The sequence below is a fragment of the Companilactobacillus alimentarius DSM 20249 genome (assembly GCF_002849895.1).
In the GTDB taxonomy this organism is placed as follows: domain Bacteria; phylum Bacillota; class Bacilli; order Lactobacillales; family Lactobacillaceae; genus Companilactobacillus; species Companilactobacillus alimentarius.
The window spans coordinates 62107-79941 of record NZ_CP018867.1 but is presented as its reverse complement, the minus strand read 5'-3'; the positions used below and the strand labels follow the sequence as shown (position 1 = coordinate 79941).

The 17835-nt window shown below is 36.0% G+C and carries 19 protein-coding genes; 6 read left to right on the top strand and 13 right to left on the bottom strand.

Annotated features, from left to right (window positions below):
- Window positions 1-27: 27 nt before the first annotated feature.
- Both LA20249_RS00505 and LA20249_RS00500 read left to right on the top strand, forming a co-directional pair.
- Window positions 28-561 (top strand): helix-turn-helix domain-containing protein, encoded by a 534-nt coding sequence (locus LA20249_RS00505; RefSeq protein WP_101836851.1) that lies wholly within the window; start codon window positions 28-30, stop codon window positions 559-561.
- Complete coding sequence (locus LA20249_RS00500) at window positions 513-1457, top strand: IS3 family transposase (RefSeq protein WP_335583113.1); 945 nt, start codon at window positions 513-515, stop codon at window positions 1455-1457. Before LA20249_RS00505 ends, LA20249_RS00500 begins: the two co-directional genes overlap by 49 nt.
- 35 nt (window positions 1458-1492) lie before the next feature.
- Here the strand turns inward: LA20249_RS00500 and LA20249_RS00495 are convergent, their stop codons facing one another.
- The 7 genes from LA20249_RS00495 to murB all read right to left on the bottom strand — a co-directional run bounded on the left by LA20249_RS00495 (window position 1493) and on the right by murB (window position 10784).
- Complete coding sequence (locus LA20249_RS00495) at window positions 1493-2200, bottom strand: APC family permease (RefSeq protein WP_235806748.1); 708 nt, start codon at window positions 2198-2200, stop codon at window positions 1493-1495.
- A gap of 82 nt (window positions 2201-2282) precedes the next feature.
- Window positions 2283-4094, bottom strand: a complete 1812-nt coding sequence (gene glmS, locus LA20249_RS00490; RefSeq protein ID WP_057738404.1) for a glutamine--fructose-6-phosphate transaminase (isomerizing) — start codon at window positions 4092-4094, stop codon at window positions 2283-2285.
- A gap of 248 nt (window positions 4095-4342) precedes the next feature.
- Window positions 4343-5695, bottom strand: coding sequence for a phosphoglucosamine mutase (gene glmM, locus LA20249_RS00485; protein WP_057738402.1), 1353 nt, complete (start codon window positions 5693-5695; stop codon window positions 4343-4345).
- Window positions 5696-5716: 21 nt separating this feature from the next.
- Window positions 5717-6832 (bottom strand): CdaR family protein, encoded by a 1116-nt coding sequence (locus tag LA20249_RS00480; protein WP_057738400.1) that lies wholly within the window; start codon window positions 6830-6832, stop codon window positions 5717-5719.
- Entirely contained in the window at window positions 6816-7670 is an 855-nt protein-coding gene (gene cdaA / locus LA20249_RS00475) for a diadenylate cyclase CdaA (protein WP_057738398.1), read from the bottom strand. Before cdaA ends, LA20249_RS00480 begins: the two co-directional genes overlap by 17 nt.
- Window positions 7671-7745: 75 nt before the next feature.
- Window positions 7746-9863, bottom strand: coding sequence for a cation:proton antiporter (locus LA20249_RS00470; RefSeq protein ID WP_057738406.1), 2118 nt, complete (start codon window positions 9861-9863; stop codon window positions 7746-7748).
- Window positions 9864-9884: 21 nt separating this feature from the next.
- Complete coding sequence (gene murB, locus LA20249_RS00465; RefSeq protein WP_057738396.1) at window positions 9885-10784, bottom strand: UDP-N-acetylmuramate dehydrogenase; 900 nt, start codon at window positions 10782-10784, stop codon at window positions 9885-9887.
- A gap of 112 nt (window positions 10785-10896) precedes the next feature.
- Between murB and LA20249_RS00460 the strand changes: the two genes are divergently transcribed.
- Both LA20249_RS00460 and LA20249_RS00455 read left to right on the top strand, forming a co-directional pair.
- Window positions 10897-11658 (top strand): exodeoxyribonuclease III, encoded by a 762-nt coding sequence (locus LA20249_RS00460; protein ID WP_057738394.1) that lies wholly within the window; start codon window positions 10897-10899, stop codon window positions 11656-11658.
- Window positions 11659-11661: 3 nt separating this feature from the next.
- Entirely contained in the window at window positions 11662-12198 is a 537-nt protein-coding gene (locus LA20249_RS00455; RefSeq protein WP_057738392.1) for a 3'-5' exonuclease, read from the top strand.
- A gap of 44 nt (window positions 12199-12242) precedes the next feature.
- Here the strand turns inward: LA20249_RS00455 and LA20249_RS00450 are convergent, their stop codons facing one another.
- The 6 genes from LA20249_RS00450 to LA20249_RS00425 are packed head-to-tail and all read right to left on the bottom strand — an operon-like array spanning window position 12243 to window position 16324.
- On the bottom strand, window positions 12243-13130 hold the full coding sequence (locus tag LA20249_RS00450; RefSeq protein WP_313811430.1) for an IS3 family transposase: 888 nt from the start codon (window positions 13128-13130) through the stop codon (window positions 12243-12245).
- 8 nt (window positions 13131-13138) lie between these two features.
- Window positions 13139-13672: a helix-turn-helix domain-containing protein gene (locus LA20249_RS00445; protein WP_101836851.1), complete on the bottom strand. Its 534-nt coding sequence runs from the start codon at window positions 13670-13672 to the stop codon at window positions 13139-13141.
- 53 nt (window positions 13673-13725) lie between these two features.
- Window positions 13726-14187 (bottom strand): GNAT family N-acetyltransferase, encoded by a 462-nt coding sequence (locus LA20249_RS00440; protein ID WP_057740426.1) that lies wholly within the window; start codon window positions 14185-14187, stop codon window positions 13726-13728.
- The gene (gene tsaE / locus LA20249_RS00435; RefSeq protein ID WP_057740423.1) at window positions 14184-14645 is read right to left on the bottom strand and encodes a tRNA (adenosine(37)-N6)-threonylcarbamoyltransferase complex ATPase subunit type 1 TsaE; all 462 of its coding nucleotides are present in this window, start codon (window positions 14643-14645) and stop codon (window positions 14184-14186) included. Before tsaE ends, LA20249_RS00440 begins: the two co-directional genes overlap by 4 nt.
- Before the next feature lie 15 nt (window positions 14646-14660).
- Window positions 14661-15629 carry a phosphate acetyltransferase gene (gene pta, locus LA20249_RS00430; protein WP_057740421.1) on the bottom strand — a complete coding sequence of 323 codons (969 nt, stop codon included), beginning with the start codon at window positions 15627-15629 and terminating at the stop codon, window positions 14661-14663.
- Window positions 15629-16324, bottom strand: coding sequence for a uracil-DNA glycosylase (locus LA20249_RS00425; RefSeq protein ID WP_057740418.1), 696 nt, complete (start codon window positions 16322-16324; stop codon window positions 15629-15631). The genes pta and LA20249_RS00425 overlap by 1 nt, the downstream gene beginning before the upstream one ends.
- 81 nt (window positions 16325-16405) lie before the next feature.
- On the opposite strand from LA20249_RS00425, the gene LA20249_RS00420 reads away from it, so the two are divergent.
- On the top strand, window positions 16406-17287 hold the full coding sequence (locus LA20249_RS00420) for a Cof-type HAD-IIB family hydrolase (RefSeq protein WP_057740416.1): 882 nt from the start codon (window positions 16406-16408) through the stop codon (window positions 17285-17287).
- Window positions 17287-17835 carry an LURP-one-related/scramblase family protein gene (locus LA20249_RS00415; RefSeq protein ID WP_057740413.1) on the top strand — a complete coding sequence of 183 codons (549 nt, stop codon included), beginning with the start codon at window positions 17287-17289 and terminating at the stop codon, window positions 17833-17835. The genes LA20249_RS00420 and LA20249_RS00415 overlap by 1 nt, the downstream gene beginning before the upstream one ends.

Genomic DNA, 17835 nt, shown 5'->3' with positions numbered 1-17835 from the left:
ATCTAACAGTTATGGAGCGCTTTTTATATGGTTAAATACAGTTCAAAATTAAAGGCAGAGGTTGTTGGTGAATACCTCCAAGGTAGAACCAGCATGCAAAGTCTCTCAGAGAAACATAATTTACCTAAACGGCAAGTCAGTTTCTGGATTCAAAAATATCGCTTAAGCGGCGTAGACTCGCTTAAGCGAAAAAAAACTAAACGGAGCTTTTCAGCTGAATTTAAAATTGATGTGATAAACTACTATCAAACTCATGATGAAACTTTAGCTGAAGTATCCGCCAGATTTGATGTTAACAAGTGTCAGATTAGTTCCTGGAGAACGGCATTCAATAAACATGGCATAGAAGCCTTGAAGTCTCATCCGAAAGGCAGAAAATCCAAAGTGAAAAATGATAAAAAGAAATTACGTCATTTAATAAACAAGAATGAATTAGATCAACTTCGCGAGGAACTCGCAAAGAAGAATCAAGAATTATATGACACAAAGTTGGAGAATGATATTTTAAAAAAATCAATGACCCTGTTCGGAACTTCAAAGGACGCAAAAAAACACAAATAGTTGATCAGATCAGGGTAGAACAAGAGTCTCTTCCAAAAGCAGAACGGTATAAGATAGGCGATATTCTTAAGGCCATTGGACTTAAAAAGGCCACTTACCATGATGAGCGTAAACGTATCAAAAATCATGTAGATAAGTACAAAGATATAAAAACTGAAATATTAAAAATTACTGAAAGTGGAAAATGTCGTGGACGCCTAACCTACGGTTATCGTCGCGTACAAGAAGGATTAATTAAACTAGATATTCACATAGCAGATGCCGTAGCTCGTCGCTTGATGAATGAGTTAAATGTTCAAGTAAATCTTTATAATCGTCATAAAAATGGAAAGTATTCCTCATATAAAGGAACTGTTGGAAAGGTCGCACACAACATTTTACATCAACAGTTTAATGAAACTGAGCCCTTTAAAGTCCTGCATACAGATGTCACACAAGTTCGTTTAAGGGATAACGAATGGGCTTATGTTTCCGCAATTACCGACGAGGCAAGCAAAGAAGTTCTAGCGTTCCAAGTAAGTAATAGTCCCAATAGTAAATTAATTATGGATACATTAAATGAATTAACGACAGTTATACCTAAAGGAAGCAACCCAGTGATACATTCAGATCAAGGCTGGCATTATCAACTAAATTATTATACTGATAGGCTTTCTGAAGATGGATTTATACAGAGCATGTCTCGCAAAGGAAATTGTCTCGACAATGCGCCAATCGAAAGTTTCTTTCATCTATTCAAAACAGAATGTCTCAATGGATTTCCACCTTGTAAAGATATGAAAGAATTTAGGAAACTTTCTAAGGAGTACATCGATTGGTTTAACAATCGACGCATCTCAAGAAAAACAAAAGGCATGACTCCCCGCGAATACAGGGAACATGCCTTATCAGCTTAACAATATTCAATTTTGTCTAACTTTTGTGTTGCACTTTAAATATTGACTGAGGGCTTTTTTATATCATTACTCAAATTGATCACCGTTTGAAAGTCTACGTAAGAGTAAATAATTCCCGCACTACCAATAGCAACAAAGATTGATGAGGTTCCATTTGGCATAAATTCACTAAAGGAACTTCCCATATTATTAAAATCAAAATGTGCTGTTACTAAAACTATCATTGTAATAATTGGCACAATAACTTTCAAAACAGATATGAAGTTATTGAATTTTGCCATAATTGTTACTGACCAATAATTAATAAAGGTAAAGATAAAAAGCATAACTGTAGCCATCATAATTCCTTGAGGACTCAACTGACCACCACTCATGAAATCATGCGTCCAATTGGCCCATTCCCAAGGCCAAGTACTCATATACTGTACTGAAGCTACGGCTTCAATCGGTAAAATAGCTAAAAGCGATATCCAGTTGGCCCAAGAAAAGATGTGTCCCAACAACGAACCGTGAGTGTACATTGTGAATCGACTCATTGCCCCCTCTTCAGGAAACATCGTACCAATTTCAACATAAACCATCGCAATCATTGCTACTAAAAGTGCTCCCACGATCCAAGCAATAATTGCCGCAGGCCCAGCTATTTGTGCTGCCTGACTAGAACCAAACATCCATCCAGACCCAATAATTGCGCTGAGTCCAAACATAACTGTTGAGAACAAATTTAATTTTTTATTCCTCATAAAACCACCAATCTTTGAATTTTTATAATAAAAAATAGCCTTCATTACGAAGACTATTATATATCCATTATGTAAAAATAGGCTACTCTACTGTCACACTTTTTGCAAGATTACGAGGTTTATCAACATCATTTCCTCGAGCCAAACTAGCATAGTAAGCAATCAATTGAGCTGGTACGACGCTAATAATTGGTGATATCAATTCATCAATTTCGGGAATAATTATTTGGTCCCCTGCTTCAGCGTATTTCTGATTGGCAATTACCAAAACATGTGCTCCACGAGCTTCAACTTCTTGAATATTACCACGTGTATGACTAGCACCGATCCCGTCATTTACGAAAGCAAAGACTGGTGTACCTTTTTCAATCAAGGCAATTGTTCCGTGCTTCAATTCACCGGCTGCAAAGCCCTCAGCGTGGATGTAAGAGATTTCCTTGAGTTTCAATGCTGCTTCAAGTGATAAGGCGTAATCAATTCCTCGACCAATATAGAAAGCATCTGATTGATCTGTTAAATAATCAGCAGCCAATTCCTTGATTTTTTCTTTTTCATCGACAATTGTTTGAATGCCATTAGCAGCCAAAGCTAGTTGTTTCTTTAAATTGAAATTCTTAGCGCTTTCCAATCCTTTAGCTTCACCCAAGGCCTTAGCCAAAACTGCTTCAACTGCAATCTGAGCTGTATAAGCTTTCGTAGAAGCAACTGCAATCTCAGGACCCGCCAACAATTCCATTGTGAAATCAGATTCTCTAGAAAGTGTTGATTTGGCAACGTTAGTCATCGTCAAGCTTGGCAACTTCATTTCGTTTACCTTAACTAAGACTTGACGACTATCGGCTGTTTCCCCACTTTGTGAAAGGAAAATAAAGAAAGGATGCTTTGAAAGTTTTGGCATATGATAACCAAATTCACTTCCTAATTCAACGTCAACAGGAATATCAGCTAGTTGTTCAAAAATATTTCTACCAACTAGACCGGCATGGTAACTAGTACCTGCAGCGACGATATAAAGTCGATCAGCCTTTTTCAATTCTGTTAACAAGTCTTTATCAACTTTCAAGGTGCCATCGTCATTAATGTAATTTTGAGAAATTTTTCTCATAACATTAGGCTGTTCATCAATTTCCTTCAACATGTAATGATCATAAGTTCCTTTAGAAATATCACTAGCATCAATATTGACTGTGTAAGGATCTCTTTGAACCTTTGTACCATCAATTTTACTGATTTCAACTGAATCCTTCTTGAGGATAACAACTTCGCCATCATGGATTTCAACAAACTTATGTGTTTGATCAAGCATGGCCATGGCATCGGAACAAATAACATTTGAACCGTCACCCAAACCAATCAACAATGGACTCTTGTTTTTAGCAACAAAGATTCTATCAGGTTGCTCTTTATCAATCATTGCAAAAGCATATGAACCCTCAATCAAGGTCAGAGCTTTTCTAAAAGCACTTTCACCATCCATACCTTGTTTAGCAAAGTAATCTACTAATTGAACAGCTACTTCAGTATCAGTTTGACTTTTAAAAGTAAAATCTGATAAATATTTATTTTTTAATTCTTCATAATTAGTAATGACACCGTTATGAACTAAGTAAAAACGATTATCTTCTGAAAAATGAGGATGAGCATTTTCAATCGTTGGCTTACCGTGTGTTGCCCATCTTGTATGTCCAATTCCAACAACGCCTTGAACATCGCTTGAAACGGCATTTTCCAATTCGCTTATTTTACCAACTTCCTTAACTAAGAAGTCTTTGCCTTTTTGATTATTAACATAAATACCTGCTGAATCATAACCACGGTATTCAAGTTTTTCCAATCCATTTAATAAGATATCAGTTGTATTATTATTTCCAATTACTCCAACAATTCCACACATAATAATTAAGCCTTTCTAAATTGGTATAGTTTAATTTATTCAAAATGGTATAGCTCATTTAATTTAGTTGTATCATCTCGCGACAATGAATAGAATACTAATCTATTATAATTATGTCAAGAAAAGTTTAATATTTTTTATAAATGGTATAGGCGGTATGTACCATTTATAAAAATTGGTCTATAGCACAAAAAAGGAATCAGGATTTTAATCATCCTGATTCCTTTTTTTAAAATATATTTATAGTTTTAGCTTAATTCAGTCTTAACAACTTCAACTATTTGATCACAATATTCGTTAACTTTTTCTTCTGTAGGAGCTTCACACATAACACGTAATAATGATTGTGTTCCACTAGGACGAACTAAGACACGTCCATCGCCATCCATTTCATCTTCAACAGTCTTGATGACATCTAAGATAGGTTGGTGCTTGTCCCATGAGTTCTTATCAGCAACAGGAATATTAACTAATTTCTGTGGATAAACTTTTACAGGAGCAGCTAGTTCAGCCAAACTCTTGCCTGTAACCTTCATAACATGCAACAGATGAGTACCTGTCAACATTCCATCACCAGTATTCATATACTCATACAAAACAACGTGACCAGATTGTTCACCACCGATGTTGTAGTTGTTCTCACGAATCTGTTCAACGACGTGTCTGTCACCAACAGCAGTTTGAACAGACTTCATCCCGTTGGCCTCAATTGCCTTATACAAACCGATATTACTCATAACAGTCGTAACAATCGTATCTTTCTTTAAACGGCCACCATCATGCAAATATTTACCAAGGATGAACATAATTTTGTCACCATCGACAATATTTCCATCGGCATCAACGGCAATACAACGATCTCCATCACCATCAAAAGCTAATCCGGCAACGGCGTCTGATTCCTTAACACGCTTAGCCAACTGCTCAGGATGAGTTGAACCAACATCCTTATTAATATTGATACCATCTGGATGAGATGCCATAATATCGAAATCAACATTGAGGTCAGCAAAGAGTGTACTTGCCAAACGACTAGTTGAACCATTAGCTGTATCTAAAACAATCTTCATTCCGCTCAAATCATCTGAAAGTGTTTGCTTCAAGAATTGAAGATACTTTTGTGCACCTTCTGGATAGTCAGATACGCTACCTAAACCTTCTGCTGAAGGTCTTGGCAAAGTATCTTCTTTAGCGTCTAATAATTCCTCGATCTCTTCTTCAACATCGTCTGGCAACTTGTAGCCATCTGCACCAAAGAACTTGATACCATTATCTTCTGCAGGATTATGTGAAGCAGAAATCATAATTCCGGCATTAGCTGACACTGCACGTACCAAGTAGGCTACAGCAGGAGTTGTAACAACGTTCAAGTTTAAAACTTCGATACCTACAGAAAGTAAGCCAGAAATCAAACTAGATTGCAACATTTGTCCAGAAATACGAGTATCTCTAGCCACTAAAACACGTGGATGAGAACTCTTATTATCTGAATGTTGTGTTAGAACATAGCCACCACAACGACCTAATTTAAAAGCTAATTCAGGACTCAAGTCCTTATTTGCGATACCTCTTACACCATCTGTTCCAAAATATTTTGTCATGAAAAATTTACCCCCAGCGTTTTATTCGCTATCATTATTGTCATTTGTTGAATTAGTGCTTGACGAACTAGAATCATTATCTGAATCCGTGCTATCCGAACTAGAACTCTTTGAAGAAGAACTAGAATCAGAAGATGTTGTCCCACTAGTAGGATTTCCCGTCGTACTAGATAAAGTGTTAGAACTAGTCTGATTGATTGTCACACTGACAGAACTAGGATCGGTAAAAGTAACTTTATTGCCCAAGGCGTCACTTAAATCAATCGTCTTTTTATCGCCATCAGAGGCATCAGACACATCAACAGGCACATCGACTGAATCATCAATAGCATCGATCTGACTCTTAGTACCATAAACTCTAATATTCTTTACATCAGACTCCAGTGTAAAACTATTATCCGAAGTATTCCCTTTTTGTTTCAAGTTAATACTTACTTGCTTACTTTGAATCGAAATAGGAATCTTCACATGAACAGTTTGTGGATCTAATGTAACATTTACAGTTTTACCATTTTTATCGAGAGCTTGCACTAAAACTTCTTGATCGAATGTAGATTTTATTCCCTTAGGTAAAATTGGTTTAACAACCACTTTATTAATCTTATTAATTTCAGAAGCAGCACCTGTGACGGTAACCGTTTCAGGAGACACTTCAGTAGTTCCTGTTTCATAGCCTGTCGCTAAGGATTCTTTGTTGTAGTCAATATCAACAGCAAATTTCTTAGTTTCACGCCTTTGGATATTCACCGTTACATACTTCGGCTTAATACTATAAGTTAACTCGCTATTCAAACCATTTTCTCTAATTTGAACTCGATGTTGACCAATCGACAAGTCACGCAAATTTAAATACAAATTAAAGTTCTGAGTATTTCTAGTCGCCGTGACTAAAGCTGATGGACCTTCAACCGTTACCTTAACTTTTTCAGGGTAACCAGTTATGTAATATTTATCGACATCAGCCTGCAATTGTAAAGGTACTGAAAAAGTCGCCTTTTTAGTGACCGTCGAAGTATTCGACTGATTGGTATCCCGTGTTGACCCTGCACCAGGCGTACTTACAAAGAAGAACAACCAAAGAGCACAGCAGAGAGAAAGGAATGCATAAAAATAATTACTGTTAATTATCTTTTTCATCTTGTTTTCCCTTCTTTCGGTCTAGTTTCAAGAAACCTAAGATTGAACGAGTTCCAGTGTCATTAGGGTCTTTTAACTGGGCGTGCAGATATTTCAGGTAATCTTCCCTAGAGAGGTCAAGCATCATATGTCCATTTCTGGTGATCATTACCCCTCCGGTCTCTTCGGAGACAACAATTGTGATGGCATCCGTTACTTCACTGATTCCGACAGCTGCACGATGCCTAGTTCCCAATTCCTTGGGAATCGTATTGCTTTCTGAAAGTGGTAGATATGCCGCTGCAACTGAAATACGATTATTTCGGATAATTGCTGCCCCATCATGCAAAGGTGTATTAGGAATAAAAATATTAATCAACAAGGCGCCAGTAACTTCAGCGTCCAAATCAATTCCGGTCTCTACATATTCTTCAAGACCTGTATTCATTTCCAAGGTTATCAAGGCACCAATCCGACGTTTACTCATGTATTGAATAGCTTGATCCAAGCTCTCAATCAAATGATTTTTAGTTTTGCCTTCTTCATTACTGGTCGAACTAAAAAACGGCAAACGTCCCAGATGCTCCAAACCACGACGAATTTCTGGCTGAAAGATTATCACAATTACAATAATCCCCCAATTGATCAATTGATCCATCAAATACGAAACTGTATGAAGATTCAAGGCCCAACTGATCAACTTTATACCGAAAATAATTACGATTCCTTTTAGCAATTGGACAGCTTTGGTTCCTCGTAACATAGACAGAACTTTATATAAAAAATACCAGACTACCAAGACATCAACCAAGTTAGCCAAATTCTGCCATGTAAAAATATTGCTTGGTATAAAATTCATTTTCATAGCTCCTTAGTAGTTCGAACTAATTATAACAAACAATAAAAATTATAAAAGTTCATCACATTTTATATGTTAATCCACATCAATATTAATTACTTCTTCACTGTAATTAATATTTTGCCGCAATTCATTAGCCGTCGACTTACTAATCTTACCTTGTTCTAACATATCTTGGACAAAAGCCCGACGGTAACTGAGTGCTTTGATCTCTAAATTCATTCGTTCACTGTTGAATTGTGGGGATCGACCACGATATTTACCTTGCAGTAATTCTAAACGATCCTCGTAATGACGTTGAAAAATATAAATCAAATTATCATCAACATCTTCATGATCAGATTTATTTAATTCTTGTAATTTTGCCAAGGCTTTCTTTGCCCCAGCAATAGAAATCTTGATAGTATCTTGATTTATTTGTTTAATTTCATCGGAATTTACAGAACGATAGATAATATGTTTAATCTGCAAATAAGACCGTCTGAAGTAGCTATAAAAGAATTCAAATGTTTGATTGTAACTTCGATGCACGATTTCTTTTTTATAACGAGCAATCTTTCTAACCGCTAAATCATAAGATTCATCAGATATTTCCTGATTATCATAGAGCTCTTCCACTGCATCTAATTCGCAATTGAAACAAATATCCCAAAGTTCTGCATCCTTTTTCCCACGGACACGCCTTTTACTGATTTGACGGGTTTTAACAGGGTTATTGGCTTGAATACCAAGATTTCTCAAATCATAAAGATATTCAGCAATTACCGAAGAATATACTGCAGTGTCTCCGTCATCCATCTCTGAACGCAATTTCTTAATTGTCTTTTCTAAGATGACCCTACTAGCTTCATTTTGAGTCAAAGCAATCGGTGCGGGTTCATCGTCATCATCTAGATCCTCAGCATCAGCGCCAAACGTACTTCCACGATAAGCAACAGGTGCACTATTTTTAGTTAATATAGGAATCAAGAACGTTGCTCCTAACAAACTAAAGATAATCACGGCACTTGCGATAAATAGCAATAGGGTTCTTGAAGGAAAGGCGCCACCACCCTTGATAGTCATTGGAATTGACAAAACACCAACCATTGTAACGGCGCCACGTACCCCTGAAATACCAGACATCAAGCAATCATCAAATCTGGCTTTTGACCAAAGTTTAATTTTACCGTCGCCATTATTAGAAAATGTCGAATAAATGTAACTCCAAAGAAAACGAATCACAACTAGCATTATCCAAATAATAAAGGCTAAAATAGTTGCCCAAAAAGTATTGATATTATCATTATGGACCAATTCCTCCATCGCAAAAGGAATCTCAATCCCTAGTAAAACAAAGACAATTCCATTTAGCATATAAACTACTAAATCCCAAGTCCTTGAAGTAACGAGTCTTATTTCTGGTGTAAAAGTACTCATATTCCGACTAGAAGAAATATTCAAAATACCTGCGATAACCACCGCAACAACACCTGAAACGCCTAAAATGTCGTCAGCAACATAATAAATTATAAATGGAATAATAATTTGAATTATTGCGTGCAAAATTGAATCATCCACACCTTGATTGATCAAATATAATCTGATCCCATTGAAAATCCAAATCATTAAGCCCCCGACTAAAGCTCCAAAGATAGAGATGTAGAAGAAATCTACCGTCGCATTCTTTAACGAGAACGCCCCCGTTACAGTTGCTGCAACGCCATACTTAAAACAGATCAATCCCGATGCATCATTTATCAAACTTTCACCATTGATCAAATGCATCAATTTATCTGGAATATGTGCCTTCTTAGCAATTGATTCTACAGCGATCGGATCCGTCGGTGACAATACGGCTACCAACGTAAAAGCAACTGCCCATGGCAATTGTGGAATTAACCACTTAACAAAAACTCCACCTACTACGGTAGATATGATAACTAAAATAATGGCATTTCCTAAAATTGGACCTTTTAATTTCCAAAGTTCTCTTTTAGGAAAATTATTCCCATCATTAAATAAAATTGGCGCAATAAACGCCAATAAAAACCACTCCGTATCAACATAGATCTTCACATGTATAAATAAAGCCGCCAAGATTCCTGCAGCAATCTGTAACAAACTTGGTGGAATTGATACAAAGTAATGACTCACAATATTAGCAATAATTAATAATGAAAGAATCAAAATGATTGATTCGATTATTTCCACAGACAACACCTACCATTCTCTTTATTTTTTATCTTCACCAATAATGCGAACTTCTGTGTGCAGTTCGACATCAAATTTTTCTTTCACAGTCTTTTGGATCAAATGAATCAAATTCATATAGTCAGTTGCTGTCGCATGCTTAATATTAACGATAAAGCCAGCATGTTTCATTGAAACTTGTGCTCCGCCAACTATCTTGCCTTGCAAACCAGCCTTGATAATCAGCGGACCAGTGAAATGACCCTTAGGTCGTTTGAAGACACTGCCACAAGAAGGATATTCTAATGGCTGTTTTGATCTTCTTAAAGCATTCAAACGGTCCATTTCTTCTTGAATAACTTCTTTATTGCCACGTTTCAAAGCAAAGGTGGCGCTTATAACGATACCTCCGTCGTCTTGAACTAAACTATGACGGTATGAGAATTTCATATCGTCGTGCGTCAGAGTCGTTATATGACCATCTGGTAAGAGTACCTCAGCAGATTCAAAAACATCCTTAATTTCACCACCATAGGCACCAGCATTCATGAAAACAGCTCCACCTACACTACCAGGTATACCCGCAGCAAACTCAATGCCAGTTAGACCAGCTTTTTGGGCTGCGATGGTTGTATTGATAATCGTAGCGCCAGCTTCCGCCGTGACCTCCGTATCAGTAACTGTAATCTTATGGAAATTAGGTAAAATGATAACAATACCTCTAATTCCACCATCTTTAATAATCAAATTACTAGCGTTACCAATAATCGTGATTTTTACTTTATTTACTCTAGCAGTGTCAACAATCTCAACTAATTCTTCCCGAGTTTTCGGAAACGCTAAAACATCCGCATTGCCACCTGTTTTAGTAAAAGTGTATTTACTGAGCGGTTCATTTATCTTAAATTCAATATTAGGTAATTTTTCAACTGGAAAATTCAATATTCATCATCCTTTGTGTTGCATAGACTTACTTATAATTTTATCACATACTAAGGTACATAACGAACTAACAACTATTACAATAATGCTATAATTATGCCGAGGTGATTTTATGAAACTTATATCTTGGAATGTAAACGGTCTGCGTGCCGTTGTCAGAAAAGATTTTTCAGAAATTTTTCAAAATTTAAATGCAGATATCTTTAGTATTCAAGAAACCAAATTACAAGAAGGACAAATCGACTTATCCCTACCGGGGTATCATCAATATTTCTTCTATGCTAAGAAAAAAGGTTATTCTGGAACAGCAGTTTTTACTAAAAAAGAACCTTTAAACATCAAATATGGTTTAGGTATTGACGAATTTGATGACGAAGGACGTACTCTAACCTTAGAATTTCCTGACTTTTATTTAATCAATAGTTATACCCCAAATTCCCAGCCCAAGTTGAAGCGTTTGGAATATCGGATGCGTTATGACGATGCTTTAAGAGATTATATGAAGAAATTATCAGTTGATAAACCAGTTGTTCTATGCGGAGATTTAAATGTAGCTCATGAAGAAATTGATTTAAAGAATGATAAAACTAATCACAAGAATCCCGGCTTCTCCGATGAAGAGCGAAATAAATTTACAGAACTATTAAATAGTGGTTTCATAGATAGTTTCAGAACCCTTCATCCCGATGAAGTGAAATATTCCTGGTGGAGCTATCGTTTCAACGCTCGTAAGAACAATGCCGGTTGGAGAATCGACTACTTCGTGGTTTCTGACAATGGCAAAAATCTTATTAGCAATTCCAACATTTTAACCGATGTTTACGGTTCTGATCATTGTCCAATTGAATTAGATTTAAATATACAAGGAGAGTAATTTATGAATTTTGTTTCCATGGATTTTGAAACTGCCAACGGAAGTCGTTCTAGTGCCTGTTCCTTAGCCCTAGTTTTAGTACGTAACGATCAGATTGTTGACAACTTCTACACTTTAATAAATCCCCAACAATATTTCAGTCCAAGAAATATTCAGATTCACCATATCCATCCTGACGATGTGGCAGACGCTCCTACTTTTGATCAGGTTTGGAGTCACATTAAGCCCCTTTTTGACAGCAGTCACTTAGTTGCCGCTCATAACGCTAGTTTTGATAATAGTGTACTCAAAAAGACTTTAAGCGATTACGGTATCATGGTGCCTAAGTACCTAACCATTGACACTTTAAGAACCAGTCGCAAATTCTTCCCAGACTTTCCCAATCATAAATTGAATACAGTTTCTGACCGCCTCAATATCGACCTACGCAATCATCATAACGCCCTAGCTGATAGCGTTGCTTGTGCGGAGATCTTAGTTAAAACTGAACAGCAATTTGGTACTGAACAAATAAAAAAAATGGTCAAGCTTACTAGCTAAACCATTTAAAGTGCAACACAAAAGTTAGACAAAATTGAATATTGTTAAGCTGATAAGGCATGTTCCCTGTATTCGCGGGGAGTCATGCCTTTTGTTTTTCTTGAGATGCGTCGATTGTTAAACCAATCGACGTACTCCTTAGAAAGTTTCCTAAATTCTTTCATATCTTTACAAGGTGGAAATCCATTGAGACATTCTGTTTTGAATAGATGAAAGAAACTTTCGATTGGCGCATTGTCGAGACAATTTCCTTTGCGAGACATGCTCTGTATAAATCCATCTTCAGAAAGCCTATCAGTATAATAATTTAGTTGATAATGCCAGCCTTGATCTGAATGTATCACTGGGTTGCTTCCTTTAGGTATAACTGTCGTTAATTCATTTAATGTATCCATAATTAATTTACTATTGGGACTATTACTTACTTGGAACGCTAGAACTTCTTTGCTTGCCTCGTCGGTAATTGCGGAAACATAAGCCCATTCGTTATCCCTTAAACGAACTTGTGTGACATCTGTATGCAGGACTTTAAAGGGCTCAGTTTCATTAAACTGTTGATGTAAAATGTTGTGTGCGACCTTTCCAACAGTTCCTTTATATGAGGAATACTTTCCATTTTTATGACGATTATAAAGATTTACTTGAACATTTAACTCATTCATCAAGCGACGAGCTACGGCATCTGCTATGTGAATATCTAGTTTAATTAATCCTTCTTGTACGCGACGATAACCGTAGGTTAGGCGTCCACGACATTTTCCACTTTCAGTAATTTTTAATATTTCAGTTTTTATATCTTTGTACTTATCTACATGATTTTTGATACGTTTACGCTCATCATGGTAAGTGGCCTTTTTAAGTCCAATGGCCTTAAGAATATCGCCTATCTTATACCGTTCTGCTTTTGGAAGAGACTCTTGTTCTACCCTGATCTGATCAACTATTTGTGTTTTTTTGCGTCCTTTGAAGTTCCGAACAGGGTCATTGATTTTTTTAAAATATCATTCTCCAACTTTGTGTCATATAATTCTTGATTCTTCTTTGCGAGTTCCTCGCGAAGTTGATCTAATTCATTCTTGTTTATTAAATGACGTAATTTCTTTTTATCATTTTTCACTTTGGATTTTCTGCCTTTCGGATGAGACTTCAAGGCTTCTATGCCATGTTTATTGAATGCCGTTCTCCAGGAACTAATCTGACACTTGTTAACATCAAATCTGGCGGATACTTCAGCTAAAGTTTCATCATGAGTTTGATAGTAGTTTATCACATCAATTTTAAATTCAGCTGAAAAGCTCCGTTTAGTTTTTTTTCGCTTAAGCGAGTCTACGCCGCTTAAGCGATATTTTTGAATCCAGAAACTGACTTGCCGTTTAGGTAAATTATGTTTCTCTGAGAGACTTTGCATGCTGGTTCTACCTTGGAGGTATTCACCAACAACCTCTGCCTTTAATTTTGAACTGTATTTAACCATATAAAAAGCGCTCCATAACTGTTAGATTTCTTGTCTAACAATTATGAAGCACTTTACATTTTCGACATTAATAAAGTTTTTTCTTTTGTTAACTCAGTTGTAAATCCATATTTTTGATAAATATGGATTGCAGCTGGGTTATTTTTATATACTTCTAAAATTATTTTTTTCAATGGCGAATCCTTTGCCCAATCGAGGTTATCTTCGATTAAGTATGAAGCAATCCCATTGTTCCAAAACTCTTGATCAACTACAACTCCCAATTCAGCCTTTTGTTCGTCAATTTTTTCAATTCGACAATAACCAACAATTTTTTGATCAAATATAGCCACCATCAATTCATCAAAGCGTGATTGATAGATATCATTTAATGACTGTCTTTCTTTTTCTATGGTCAAATTTGTTAGGTCATCAAAAACAATAAAATCTGACTGCTGACTGACCTTTTTTAAAAAATCAATCAAATTATTTGCATCATTGGGAACTGCTTCACGTAAAACTAATTGCTCACTCATTGCAACTCTCCAAATTTTCGATCAGCATATTTTTTTCCATGTAATTTAAAGACAATTTGGCGATCCGTATCTGATAGACGTGAAATATTGATAGAAATGTGTTCTTCTGGTATCTCATCTTTGATGAATTGAGGCCATTCAACGACCGTAATACCATTTCCATTAAAGTACTCGTCAAACCCCAAATCTTCATCAGGACTACTCTCTAAACGATAAGCATCCATATGATAAAGCGGAATACGCCCATCCTGATACTCACGAATCAACGTAAAAGTTGGGCTTTTGACATTCTTTTTGATTCCTAATCCACGTGCCAATCCTCTAGTCAGAGCCGTTTTACCGGCACCTAAGTCACCGTTTAGGACGACTACATCCCCGATTTTTAATAGATTGGCCATCTGTGCGCCTATTTTTTCAGTTTCTTCATACGAATGTGTGGTTACTTGATATTCGAGCATAATTTCTCCTAAACTTTATAATGCTAAAGCAGCGGTTAGAATGGCAGACTTATAAACATCTTCCTCATTGCATCCTCTGGATAAATCAGAGATAGGTTTTGCTAAGCCTTGTAAGACTGGACCAATAGCTTCGAAGCCACCAAATCTTTGTGCAATTTTGTAGCCAATATTCCCCGATTGAAGATCTGGGAAGACGAAGACGTTACCATGTCCTGCTACTTTTGAGCCCGGTGCTTTTTGTGCTCCGACACTTGGTACAAAAGCAGCATCAAATTGTAATTCGCCATCAATAGCTAAATCAGGTGCCAACTCATGTGCAATATTTGTAGCCTCAGCAACTTTAGTAACTTCATCACTTTTAGCACTACCTTTAGTTGAAAAACTAAGCATAGCAACTTTAGGATCAATATCAAATAATTTTGCACTCTTAGCAGTCTGTACAGCAATCTCAGCTAACTCTTGTGCGTCAGGATTAATATTGATTGCACAATCAGCAAACATATATCTTTCATCACCTTTTTGCATGATGAAAGAGCCACTGATTCTAGAATTTCCTGGCGCTGTCTTGACGATTTGTAAAGCTGGACGAACAGTGTCGCCAGTTGAATGGATTGCACCAGAAACCATCCCATCGGCTTTTCCAGTATAAACTAGCATTGTTCCAAAATAGTTATTGTCTAATAGCATCTTTTGAGCTTGTTCCTTAGTATTTTTGCCTTTACGACGTTCTACAAATTTATCTACTAAAGTATCAAAATCAGCATATTTATTAGGGTCAATAATTTCGATATTAGAAATATCAAACGATTTTTCTGTTGCTACTTGTTCAATTTTAGTTTGTTCACCAACGAGAATTGGTTTTAAAACATTTTCTTTAACTAGTCGAGTTGCGGCACCCAAAATCCTAGGTTCTTCACCTTCCGGGAAAACAATTGTTAAATTTTTTCCGTTAATTTTACTTTTAAGGCTTTCAAATAGATCCATTATTCTTCCTCCGTATCTTCGGCATTCTCAGGTAACTGCCAGTTGATTTCTTCTTCATTATAGTTTAAAAGAGCTGCATTTGCTTTAGAAAATGGTTTTGAACCAAAGAAACCATAGCGAGCAGCAAACGGACTTGGGTGAGTTGAAGAAATAATGGTATTCTTCGATTCATCAATTAAAGGTATCTTACTCTTGGCAGCATTACCCCAGAGGATGAAAACAACTTTTCCACGTTCTGACAAAGCGTGAATGGCATAATCAGTTAACTGTTCCCAGCCTTTCCCCTTGTGAGAGAACGCTTGTCCTCTTCTAACGGTTAAAACAGAGTTCAACAATAAAACTCCCTGTTTTGCCCATGATTTTAAATAGCCATGATTTACGGGTGTGCATCCCAAATCATCTTGCAGTTCTTTATAAATATTTCGTAATGATGGTGGAATTGTTATTCCGGGAGCAACGGCAAAACTGCAACCGATTGCCTGATTAGGCTCATGATAAGGATCTTGTCCTAAAATAACGACTTTAGTGTCAGAAAATGAAGTCCACTTAAACGCTTGATAGATATGATGCATCTCTGGATAAATCGTTTGAGTATTATATTCTTCAACAAGAAATTCACGAAGTTTTTCATAGTATGGTTTATCAAATTCACCTTGAAGAACTTCTTGCCAATCATTTTTTATTAGCGTTTTCAAATTTACACCTACCTGTTTGATATTAATTCTATAAAATATGGTAACATGCAAATATAGCATAATGCACTCGGAGGGAACTTTATGATTAAATTAATTGCATCCGATATGGATGGAACGTTATTAAATGACAAGATGGCTGTTTCAGATCGTAATATTCAAGCCATCAAAAATGCACAAAAAGAAGGAATAGAATTTATAATTGCAACAGGACGTAGTCTTGATGAGGCTAAGCCTTTCTTAAAAAATCGTGTACATCCAGGATACATAACTTTAAATGGCGCTGAAGTTTATGATGAAAATGAAAATCTGATTTCCAGTAATCCTATCTCGAAAAGTTCTAAACAGAAAGTTATTGATTACCTCAGAAAACATCAAATTTACTTTGAAGTAGTTACCAACAAGGGAATCTTTTCGGATAATAAAGATATGCGTATCACTAGCTTGGCTCAATTATTAGTAAAGTTAAATCCCAGTACGACATACGAACAAGCACTAGAAGATACTATGGAAAGAATCAAACTAACACCAATGACTTTTATTGAAAACTATGACAAAATTTTCAATGACCCATCGTATCAAATCATGAAAATATTAGCCTTTAGCGATAAAGAACATGAGGTTCTAAAACCGTTAAGACTAGATATTGAAAAAAATATTTCTGACGTTGTGGTAACATCCTCTTCGTCAAATAATATTGAAATCAACAGTACTGACGCTCAAAAGGGAATTGCTCTCTTGCAATACGCTAAGGACAAGAATATTGATCAAACTGAAACTATGGCAATCGGCGATAATTTAAATGATGAGTCTATGATACGAGATGCTGGTATCGGCGTTGCTATGAAAAATGCCATTCCTGTTATTGCCGATTTGGCTGAAATTCAGACAGACAATAATGTTAACGATGGTGTAGCCCAAATTGTCGAGAAAGTTATTGAAAAAGTTCAAAAGCAGGAAAAATGATGAACCTCTATATTCGAAAGGCCGATTTAACAGTTGGTAATATTCTTGTCGTAGTTAATCAGAATAAAGAAACCGTCTTTATTGCTTCACGTGACAAAAATGATCCTTTCATAATTAAACTTTATAATCGTTTAAATACATTAGTTGGTGAAATAAAGTTAAAAAATAATTTCTTGAAAATTTATTCAATTGAAATAAACGGTGAGGAAAAAGCCACCATCAATGCTATTCCTATGTTAGATCTCAAATATGTCTATCTTAGTAAAATTAATTGGCATGTGATGGGAAATTTGGTCATGTCAGATTATCATGTTACAAAAAACGGGAAAAAGATTCTCACTGTTCAACCTACAATATTGGCTCAAGGCCATCCAGGTTTGGAGATGAAGTTTACTAATATGGAAGATGGACCCATTGGCACATTACTGACCATCTTTTTAAACAAATATATTAAATTACCGACTTTTTCTTCCTCAACTGACCTGAATAGAAGCTTATTGAAATCTAAGATACCTTATTTGAATAATTTTAAAAACAGATGCGAATAA

Coding starts and splice junctions, on each gene's coding strand:
- LA20249_RS00505 (WP_101836851.1), top strand. CDS start 28: ATGGTTAAATACAGTTCAAAATTAAAGGCAGAGGTTGTTGGTGAATAC.
- tsaE (WP_057740423.1), bottom strand. CDS start 14,645: ATGCTCGAATATCAAGTAACCACACATTCGTATGAAGAAACTGAAAAA.
- LA20249_RS00440 (WP_057740426.1), bottom strand. CDS start 14,187: ATGAGTGAGCAATTAGTTTTACGTGAAGCAGTTCCCAATGATGCAAAT.
- LA20249_RS00455 (WP_057738392.1), top strand. CDS start 11,662: ATGAATTTTGTTTCCATGGATTTTGAAACTGCCAACGGAAGTCGTTCT.
- LA20249_RS00480 (WP_057738400.1), bottom strand. CDS start 6,832: ATGAAAAAGATAATTAACAGTAATTATTTTTATGCATTCCTTTCTCTC.
- LA20249_RS00495 (WP_235806748.1), bottom strand. CDS start 2,200: ATGAGGAATAAAAAATTAAATTTGTTCTCAACAGTTATGTTTGGACTC.
- glmS (WP_057738404.1), bottom strand. CDS start 4,094: ATGTGTGGAATTGTTGGAGTAATTGGAAATAATAATACAACTGATATC.
- LA20249_RS00415 (WP_057740413.1), top strand. CDS start 17,287: ATGAACCTCTATATTCGAAAGGCCGATTTAACAGTTGGTAATATTCTT.
- pta (WP_057740421.1), bottom strand. CDS start 15,629: ATGGATCTATTTGAAAGCCTTAAAAGTAAAATTAACGGAAAAAATTTA.
- LA20249_RS00420 (WP_057740416.1), top strand. CDS start 16,406: ATGATTAAATTAATTGCATCCGATATGGATGGAACGTTATTAAATGAC.
- cdaA (WP_057738398.1), bottom strand. CDS start 7,670: ATGAATTTTATACCAAGCAATATTTTTACATGGCAGAATTTGGCTAAC.
- glmM (WP_057738402.1), bottom strand. CDS start 5,695: ATGACAAAATATTTTGGAACAGATGGTGTAAGAGGTATCGCAAATAAG.
- LA20249_RS00445 (WP_101836851.1), bottom strand. CDS start 13,672: ATGGTTAAATACAGTTCAAAATTAAAGGCAGAGGTTGTTGGTGAATAC.
- LA20249_RS00460 (WP_057738394.1), top strand. CDS start 10,897: ATGAAACTTATATCTTGGAATGTAAACGGTCTGCGTGCCGTTGTCAGA.